An 8,822-nucleotide genomic window follows, 5' to 3' on the forward strand; every position below is an offset into this window, starting at 1 on the left:
AGCTTGCACATGTATTGGCTGACCCACCGCTTTCGCGAGCAAGCCCGCTCCCACACAAGCCCACTCCACATTTAACCCTGCGGTGTTATCTCGACCGGCGGCATCTTCAATCATTGAAACACTGACATATGGCAGCATCTCTGTAACATTCTGCAACGATCATGACCGACATCCCTCCCACACTGGATGCTCCGGCATGGCCACCCCTTCCCTGACTGCCTCCCCCCACGCCTCCCCCGCAGACCCCAAGCCCCGGCTGGACAAGAAACCCAACCTGGTGACGGTGATCATTTTCTTCGCCGTGCTCGCCATGGGCCTGCTGTTCACCGCCTACAGCCTGATGCACGACATGCACGAGCTGGGCACGGTGGTCACCACCTGGACGCCGTTCCTGCTGCTGGGCGTGGCGCTGTTGATCGCCCTGGGGTTCGAGTTCGTCAACGGCTTCCACGACACCGCCAACGCCGTGGCGACGGTGATCTACACCAACTCGCTGCCGCCGCATTTTGCGGTGGTGTGGTCGGGCTTTTTCAACTTCCTCGGCGTGCTGCTGTCCAGCGGCGCGGTGGCCTTCGGCATCATTGCCCTGCTGCCGGTGGAGCTGATCTTGCAGGTCGGTTCATCGGCCGGTTTCGCGATGATCTTTGCCCTGCTGATCGCGGCGATCCTGTGGAACCTCGGCACCTGGTGGCTGGGCCTGCCGGCCTCGTCGTCCCACACCCTGATCGGTTCGATCATCGGCGTCGGCGTGGCCAACGCCTTGATGCATGGGCGTGACGGCACCAGCGGTGTGGATTGGGCCCAGGCGATCAAGATTGGCTACGCCTTGCTGCTGTCGCCGCTGATCGGCTTCGGCTTTGCCGCGCTGCTGTTGCTGGCCCTGCGCGCCTTTGTGAAGAACCGCTCGCTGTACAAGGCACCGAAAGGCGACACCCCGCCGCCGTGGTGGATTCGCGGCATGCTGATCGCCACCTGCACCGGCGTGTCGTTCGCCCACGGCTCCAACGATGGGCAAAAAGGCATGGGCCTGATTATGCTGATCCTGGTGGGCACGTTGCCGATGGCCTACGCGCTGAACCGCACCATGCCCGCCGAACAATCGTTGCAGTTCGCCGCCGTGGCCGAAGTGACCCAGGTCGCCCTGGCAAAAAGCGCGCCGCAGGTGTTGGCGGGCGATCCACGGCCGATCCTCTCCACCTATGTACGCACCAAGGAAGCCACGCCGGAATTGGTGCCGGCCCTGGCCGCCCTCGCCGGGCAGATCGGTGAAGAAGTCAAAGGCTACGGCTCCCTGGCCAAAGTCCCCGCCGAAGCTGTAGGCAACGTACGCAACGACATGTACCTGACCAGCGAAACCATTCGCTTGATGGACAAGGGCAAGGTCGGCAACTTCGACGCCGACACCCAAGGCAAGCTGCAACTGTTCAAGCAACAGATCGACAATTCCACGCGCTTTATCCCGCTGTGGGTGAAGATCGCCGTGGCCATCGCCCTCGGCCTGGGCACCATGGTCGGTTGGAAGCGCATCGTGGTGACCGTGGGCGAGAAGATCGGCAAGACCCACCTGACCTACGCCCAGGGCGCGGCGGCGGAAACCGTGGCGATGCTGACCATTGGCGCAGCGGACATGTATGGCTTGCCGGTGTCCACCACCCATGTGCTGTCGTCGGGTGTGGCGGGGACCATGGTGGCGAATGGCGGTGGGTTGCAGATGAGGACTATCCGCAATCTGCTGATGGCGTGGGTGCTGACCTTGCCAGCAGCGATCCTGTTATCGGGCAGTCTCTATTGGCTATTCACCAAACTCTTCTGACCCGACACAGAGCAAAAATGTGGGAGCTGGCTTGCCTGCGATGGCGGTGGATCAGTCAACAAATCTGTTGAATGTTAATCCGCTATCGCAGGCAAGCCAGCTCCCACAGTTTTATCCGGCGAACAACCCGGTCATCATCTTCACCCGCTTCTTGTAGACCCGCCGCGCCTCCAGCGCCTCCTCCAAACTCACCGCCACGAACCCCGCCCGCTGGTTCGGCTGCATCTGCCCGATCAAGTCCAGGTCGGCGCTGATGACCGTGCCGATCATCGCGTAGCCACCACCCGACACCGCATCCCGATGCAGCACGATCGGCTCCAGCCCCGCCGGCACCTGGATCGAGCCGATCGGGTAGCAACTGTCGACAATGTTCGACGGATCCGAGCCCGCGCCAAACGGCTGTTCCCGTGGCTGAAAGCTCAGCGCGCTGCCGCCCTTGAAGCGATAGCCGATACGGTCTGCCTCTGAACCCACGGTCCAGGGTTCGGCAAAAAAACTGCCTTTGGCCGCCTCGTTCAAGCGCTCGTAATACAGCCCCGGCACCACCCGCAAGGTCACATCACCGCCGACGGAACGGCGCAAGGCCATCGGCAAACTGTTGCCGGCACGCCCCGCACCGCTGGCCTCGCCGATGGGCAACACATCGCCTTCCTGCAAGCGTCGTCCGTGGAACCCACCGAGGGCACCGAGGGTGTAAGTCGAGCGGCTGCCCAGCACCACCGGCACATCGATGCCACCGGCGACCGCCAGGTACGTGCGCGCGCCGGCCTTGGGAAACTCAAAGCGCAGCACCTGCCCGGCACGCACCTGGAACGCGGTGTCCTGGTGCACCACTTCGCCGTCCAGGCGCGGCGACATCAGTGCGCCGCTGAGGGCCACCAGGGCGTCCTGCTGGAACTCCAGTTCCGGGCCGATCAACGTGCATTCCAAACCGGCCGCGCCAGGCGGGTTGCCCACCAGATGGTTGGCCGCACTCAGCGCGTACTGGTCCAACGCACCGGACGGCGGGATGCCCAGGTGGTAATAACCTTCGCGGCCAAGGTCTTGCACCGAGGTGGCGAGGCCGGGTTTGAGGACCTTTATCATGCCAGCGCCTCCTGCAGGGTTTTCGGGTAGCCGATGGGGTCGGCCAGAAAGGCGTCGAGGGAAAATTCCACGGGGCGGATGCGCAGGTCGAAACGTCCTGCGTCCACCTCGGCGACGGCCCGGTCGTAGGCGTCACGGTCCATGGGTTTGAACTGCACGATATCGCCGGGACGAAAGAACACCATGTGCTCCTTGAGGTACGCCAACTGCTGCGCCGGGTCGTAGATCGGTGCCGGGGTCACGCCGAACATCTGGTAGCCACCGGCGCCGCGCACCGAGTAGATGCAGCCAAAGCAGCCGCCATGGCCGAGGGTCAATTTCGGCGTGTCGGTACGCGGGCGCAGGTATTTGGGCACCTGCAATTGGCGCTCGCGCTCGACCATCTGGAACATGAACGGCAAGCCCGCGACAAACCCCACCATTGACACAAACCACGGCGCGCCACTGTGGGCGTTGATAAACGCGTCCACATCGGCCAGGCCATTGATCCGCGCGGCGTACTCCAGGTCCGTGCCGCTGGGGTCTTGATGGCGGTCGCGAAAGCGCATCAGCGTCTCGTGGGTCCAGGGGTCGTTGTACAGCACCGGGATTTCGATGATGCGCGTGTGCAAGGTGCGCTCGGCCACGGCCTGGGCTTCGGCGCGTTGCACGGCGTCGAGCAGCACGTGGGGCGCGATGCGGTCGGGGTCGAAGCGGATCTGGAACGAGGCATTGGCCAGGCACACGTCCAACACGCCTTCCAGCGCCAGGCGCTCCACCGCGCGGGTCACTGCCATGCCTGTGAAAAAGGCCTCCAGGGACATGCTGTCGCTGACTTCGGCAAACAGGTGTTCATCCCCGCCGAAGCTGTAGCGGATGGGGGTTGTTTCAGCCATGTCTGTTCCTCTTGGAATCATTGTAGAAAGGCAGGCGAAAAAATAACGGGGCGATCTTATTCTGCGGTTTTAACCGTAATGCCCGCTCTGTCCAGGGCTTCGCGGGTGGCTTCCACCAACTCCAGGGCACCCGGGGTGTCGCTGTGCAGGCAGATGGAATCAAATTCGATAAACAGGTCTTCGCCTTCGACGGTGCGCACCAGTCCGGTCTGACAAGCCCGTAGGACTCGTGCCGCGACCGTCGCAGGATCCAGCGCGCGCACCGTGCGGGTAAACACGATGGAGCCGCTCAGATCGTACTCACGATCCGCATAGAATTCGCGCACCACCGGCTGCCCCAGTTCCTTGGCCACGCGCCAGATCACCGAGTTGGGCATGCAGTACAGCAACAGCGTCGGCTCGATGATTTGCAGGTTTTGCACGAGCAAGCGCGCGGCTTCTTCATCGCGGGCCAGGTGCATGTAGAGCGCGCCGTGGGGCTTGATGTGTTGCAGGGTCATGCCTTGGGCGCGGGCGATTTCCCGCAGCGCGCCGAGTTGGTAGAGGATGTCGTCCACCAATTCCTGGGCCGGCGCATTGATATGCCGACGGCCAAAGCCCACCAGGTCGCGAAAGCCCGGGTGCGCACCGATGGCCACGCCCAGTTGCTTGGCGCGCTCGACGGTGCGGCGCATGGTGCCGGGGTCGCCGGCATGGAAGCCGGTAGCGATATTGGCCGAGCTGATGTAGGCCATCAGCTCCGCGTCGACGCCATCGCCGATGGTCCAGGGGCCGAAACCTTCGCCCATGTCCGAGTTGAAATCCACTGCCTGCATTGAGGTCGCTCCGCCTAGGTGATGGCAAAAAGTAGGCTGCGGCTTGACCCCTTGGGAAGATCTATTATCAGATGGGCTATCTTCTGAAAAACAGATATCGCTATGTCCCTGACCTTGCGCCAAGTCCGCTACTTCGTCGCCACCGCCGAGATCGGCCAGATCTCCCAGGCGGCGATTCACTTGAACATCTCCCAGTCGGCGGTCACCACCGCAATCAAGGAGCTGGAAGCCATGCTCGGCGTGCAACTGTTCGTGCGCTCAGCCCAGGGCATGAACCTGACCGACGCCGGGCGGCATTTTCTCAACCGTGCCTACGTGATCCAGCGCAGTGTCGACGACGCCCTGAACAGTCCGCTGCCCGACTACCGCGCCAGCGGTGAACTGCGGGTGGCCGCCAGCTACACGGTGCTCGGTTACTTCCTGCCCCACCACTTGCAGCGCATGGAGCATTGGCACCCGGACGTGACCATCCAGGTGTTCGAGCAGGAACGCCAGGCCATCGAGCAAGGCCTGCTGGACGGCCAGTTCGACATGGCCGTGGTGCTCACCGCCAACCTGACCCACGCGGATATCACCTCGGAGATCCTGTTTAACTCGGAGCGCCGCCTGTGGCTGCCCAGCCATCACCCGCTGTGCGAACGCGGCGCCGTGAGCCTGGCAGACGTGGCCCGGGAACCCTACATCCTGCTCACCGTCGACGAGGCCGAACACAGCGCCATGCGCTACTGGGAACAGGCCGGGCAAACGCCCCAGGTGCGCCTGCGCACCAGTTCGGTGGAGGCGGTGCGCAGCATGGTCGCCAACGGCAGCGGCGTGGCGATTCTGTCGGACCTGGTGCACCGGCCCTGGTCCCTGGAAGGCAAGCGCATCGAAACGCTGACCGTCACCGACCCCGTCACACCGATGAGCGTCGGCCTGGCCTGGCACCGCGAGCGCGCGTTCACCCCGGCGATGCAGGCGTTTCGCGACTACTTCCACGACGCCTTCCTCGCCCCGCAACAGTTGTCGGCGCGCCGCTAAAGTGCGCCTTGCAACAGCGCGGCCAGCCAGTCCATAAACACCCGCACCCGCAGCGGCAAATGCCGTTGGCCGGCGTACAGCAGCGACACATCCAGCGGCGGCGCCGGGTAGTCGGGCAAGAATGCGACCAACTCGCCGCTGGCCAGCAACTCGCGAATGCCCAGGGCCGGCACCTGGGTAATGCCAAACCCGCCGAGGCACGCCACGCGGTACGCATCGGTGCTGTTGACGGTGACCCGCCCGGCCATGGCAATGCGGTGCACCTTATTGCCTTGCTGGTATTCAAAGCCTGCCGAGCGTGAACCCAACGGCCGTACGTAATGCACCAGTTGATGGTGGGCAAGGTCCGCCAGCGTCGTCGGCACGCCGTAACGTTGCAGGTAGGCCGCGCTCGCGCAGTTAATCATCGGCAGGCTGCACAGCAGGCGCGCCACCACGCTCTGGTCCGGTTGCGCACCCACCCGCAACACACAGTCGAAGCCTTCGGCGAGCAGGTCGACCTGGCGGTCGGTGCTGCTGATTTCCAGCTCGATCAGCGGGTGCGCGTCCATGAACTCTGGCAGGCGCGGCAGGATCAACTCCCGCGCCATCACGTTGGGCATGTCCACCCGGATACGCCCGCTTAGTTGCGCCTCGTCCTGGCGAAACAGCCCTTCCAACTCCTCCATGTGCGCCAGCAGATCCTTGCTGCGTTCGTACAGCACCCGCCCGTCCTGGGTCGCCTGCACCTTGCGCGTGGTGCGCTGCAACAGACGCGCGCCGAGCAGTTCTTCCAGCGCTTGCACGTGCTCGGACACGGTGGAGCGTGGCAGGCCGAGGCTCTCGCCGGCGCCGGTAAAACTCGACAGTTCAGTGACGCGCACAAAGGTGCGCAGCAGCTCAAGTTTGTTCATGGGATTGTTCGCCTTATCCGGCCAGTGATTCCGGTATAGCGCTGTTTATCACGTAATGACCGGACAAATACACTCAATCCCACTGACCACCTGAGAGGACTGCACCATGACCCGTAAAATCGCATTGATCACCGGCGCCAGCCGCGGCCTGGGCAAAAGCGCGGCGCTGCACCTAGCGGCACAGGGCGTCGATATCATCGGCACTTACCACAGCGCGGCGGCCGAAGCCCAGGCGGTGGTCGAGCAGATCCAGGCCCTGGGCGGCCGCGCCGCAATGCTGCAACTGGATGTGAGCCAGAGCGCCACCTTCGATGATTTTGTCGGCGAAGTCGCCAGCGTGCTCAAGGCTGTATTCGCACAGGAGCACTTCAACTTTCTGATCAACAACGCCGGCATCGGCGCCCACGCCAGCTTTGCCGAAACCAGCGAAGCGCAGTTCGACCAACTGGTGGCGATCCAATTCAAGGGCCCGTTTTTCCTCACGCAAAAGCTGCTGCCGCTGATCCGAGATGGCGGGCGCATCGTCAATATTTCCAGCGGCCTGGCGCGGTTCAGCCTGCCGGGCTATGCGGCGTACGCGGCAATGAAAGGGGCGATGGAAGTGCTGACGCGCTACCAGGCCAAGGAATTGGGCGCGCGCGGGATCACCGTGAATATCCTCGCCCCCGGCGCCATCGAGACCGACTTCGGCGGCGGCGCCGTGCGTGACAATGCGGCCCTCAACAGCATGGTCGCCAACAACACGGCACTGGGGCGTGCCGGGTTGCCGGACGATATCGGCGGGGCCATTGCAACCCTGCTGGCCGATGGCAGCCATTGGATCACCGGTCAGCGCATTGAGGCTTCGGGCGGGATGTTTCTTTGACCGCCTGGAGCTTGTCGCGCAGCACGTCATAGGCCCAGTGGTAGACATAGGTGTACGGCAGGAAGAACAGCAGTACACCGATGTCGAGGATAAACGCGTCCATCAGGCTGATGTTCAGCCACGCGGCAATCAGCGGCACGCACACGATAATCAGCCCGCCTTCAAACATCAGCGCGTGCAGCACCCGTGTCCAGGCGTTGTTGGCCAGTTGCAGGCGCGCCTTGAGGCGGTCGAACAGGCTGTTGAAAATGATGTTCCAGGTCAACGCCAGCAAGCTGATGCCCAGCGTCACCGCGCCCATCTCCAGCGCCGGGCGGCCGGTGATCCACACCAGCAACGGTGTGCAGATCAACAGGGCCAGGCCTTCAAAACCGAGGGCTTGGCCAACACGTTCAGAAATCGATTTGGTAGGGTTCATGGTCGGGCTCCGTGGGGGGTGTCTGTTGCCATGATTACCCCTTGAGCCGATACTTCATAACCAATAACCATCGAGATAGGCGATAGTCATGGCGTCCAATGAAGTGCTGCAGGCGTTTGTGCAAGCCGCCACCCAGGGCTCGTTTTCCGCGGCGGCGCGCAAGCTGGGCAAGAGCCAGTCCACCGTCAGTGCCGCCGTGGCGAGCCTGGAGATTGACCTGGACCTGGTGCTGTTTGACCGCAGCAGCCGCAAGCCCACCCTGACCGCCGCCGGGCAGGTGTTGCTGCAACGCGCCGAGCAGGTGCTGGAGGCCAGCAGCCGTTTGGAATTGGCGGCGAGCCAGTTGTCCCAAGGCCTGGAGCCGAAGCTGACGATTGCCATGTCGGACACCTATCAATCCGACCGCTTTGAGGTCGCCCTCAGTGCGTTCGAACAACGCTACCCGGACCTTGAGCTGGAATGCCTGATCGCCGAATGCGAAGACTTGATCGCCCTGGTGCAAAGCGGCCGGGCGCAGCTGGCGTTTATCGAAAAACAAGAGGTGTACCCGCCCGACCTGACCGGCGCGCCCGTGGAGGAACGCACGGAAATCGCGCTGTATGTCGCACCCAAGCACCCCTTGGCGAAGCTGCACAACATCCCCGCCGACACCCTGCGACAACACCGCGAGCTGCGCCTGGCCAGCATCATCAACCCAAATGAAACCCGCGCCAGCGGGCGGGTGTGGTCGGCGCCGAGCTACCTGATGCTGATGGAGATGGCCCAGCTCGGATTTGGCTGGGCGCCGCTGCCACGTTGGCTGGTGGAGCGCTTTGATGGCGGCCAACTGGTGGAATTGAAAGCCCGCAGTTGGCCGCGCTCGGTGGCGGTGGATGCGTTGTGGTCGCGGCATCACCCGCCGGGGCCGGCGGGGAGTTGGTTGCTGGGCAAGATGTTGGAGTGAGGACTTCCTGCCAACGCAGATCAAATATGGGAGCGGGGTTGTGTGGGAGCGGGCTTGCTCGCGAAGGCGGTGGTTCAGTCGGCAAATGTATTGA

General features: G+C 63.4%; 9 protein-coding genes. 4 read left to right on the forward strand and 5 right to left on the reverse strand.

Annotated elements, in window-relative coordinates; genetic code table 11:
* The first annotated feature begins 196 nt into the window (after positions 1 to 196).
* A complete protein-coding gene (locus NUV89_RS24980) occupies positions 197 to 1,813 on the forward strand; it encodes an inorganic phosphate transporter (RefSeq protein ID WP_257783422.1) in 1,617 nt (538 codons plus the stop codon).
* A gap of 111 nt (positions 1,814 to 1,924) precedes the next feature.
* Here the strand turns inward: NUV89_RS24980 and NUV89_RS24985 are convergent, their stop codons facing one another.
* From NUV89_RS24985 to NUV89_RS24995, 3 genes are read right to left on the reverse strand one after another with little or no spacing between them, the layout of a single operon-like run.
* Positions 1,925 to 2,899 (reverse strand): biotin-dependent carboxyltransferase family protein, encoded by a 975-nt coding sequence (locus NUV89_RS24985; protein WP_257783423.1) that lies wholly within the window; start codon positions 2,897 to 2,899, stop codon positions 1,925 to 1,927.
* Positions 2,896 to 3,774 (reverse strand): allophanate hydrolase subunit 1, encoded by an 879-nt coding sequence (locus NUV89_RS24990; RefSeq protein ID WP_257783424.1) that lies wholly within the window; start codon positions 3,772 to 3,774, stop codon positions 2,896 to 2,898. The genes NUV89_RS24985 and NUV89_RS24990 overlap by 4 nt, the downstream gene beginning before the upstream one ends.
* A 56-nt stretch (positions 3,775 to 3,830) precedes the next feature.
* The gene (locus tag NUV89_RS24995; RefSeq protein ID WP_257783425.1) at positions 3,831 to 4,589 is read right to left on the reverse strand and encodes a 5-oxoprolinase subunit PxpA; all 759 of its coding nucleotides are present in this window, start codon (positions 4,587 to 4,589) and stop codon (positions 3,831 to 3,833) included.
* Positions 4,590 to 4,691: 102 nt separating this feature from the next.
* Here NUV89_RS24995 and NUV89_RS25000 point away from each other — a divergent pair, with 102 nt between their 5' ends.
* Entirely contained in the window at positions 4,692 to 5,609 is a 918-nt protein-coding gene (locus NUV89_RS25000; RefSeq protein WP_257783426.1) for a LysR family transcriptional regulator, read from the forward strand.
* On the opposite strand, the gene NUV89_RS25005 is transcribed toward NUV89_RS25000, so the two are convergent.
* Positions 5,606 to 6,502 (reverse strand): LysR family transcriptional regulator, encoded by an 897-nt coding sequence (locus NUV89_RS25005; protein WP_207040792.1) that lies wholly within the window; start codon positions 6,500 to 6,502, stop codon positions 5,606 to 5,608. The genes NUV89_RS25000 and NUV89_RS25005 overlap by 4 nt on opposite strands.
* A gap of 106 nt (positions 6,503 to 6,608) precedes the next feature.
* On the opposite strand from NUV89_RS25005, the gene NUV89_RS25010 reads away from it, so the two are divergent.
* The gene (locus tag NUV89_RS25010; protein WP_257783427.1) at positions 6,609 to 7,367 is read left to right on the forward strand and encodes an SDR family NAD(P)-dependent oxidoreductase; all 759 of its coding nucleotides are present in this window, start codon (positions 6,609 to 6,611) and stop codon (positions 7,365 to 7,367) included.
* On the opposite strand, the gene NUV89_RS25015 is transcribed toward NUV89_RS25010, so the two are convergent.
* Positions 7,324 to 7,785 carry a multidrug/biocide efflux PACE transporter gene (locus tag NUV89_RS25015; protein WP_017738799.1) on the reverse strand — a complete coding sequence of 154 codons (462 nt, stop codon included), beginning with the start codon at positions 7,783 to 7,785 and terminating at the stop codon, positions 7,324 to 7,326. The two genes, NUV89_RS25010 and NUV89_RS25015, sit on opposite strands and share 44 nt — an antisense overlap.
* Positions 7,786 to 7,873: 88 nt before the next feature.
* On the opposite strand from NUV89_RS25015, the gene NUV89_RS25020 reads away from it, so the two are divergent.
* Complete coding sequence (locus NUV89_RS25020; RefSeq protein WP_257783428.1) at positions 7,874 to 8,728, forward strand: LysR family transcriptional regulator; 855 nt, start codon at positions 7,874 to 7,876, stop codon at positions 8,726 to 8,728.
* The last annotated feature ends 94 nt before the right edge of the window (positions 8,729 to 8,822 follow it).

It is taken from the genome of Pseudomonas sp. 18.1.10 (assembly GCF_024655625.1).
Taxonomy (GTDB): domain Bacteria; phylum Pseudomonadota; class Gammaproteobacteria; order Pseudomonadales; family Pseudomonadaceae; genus Aquipseudomonas.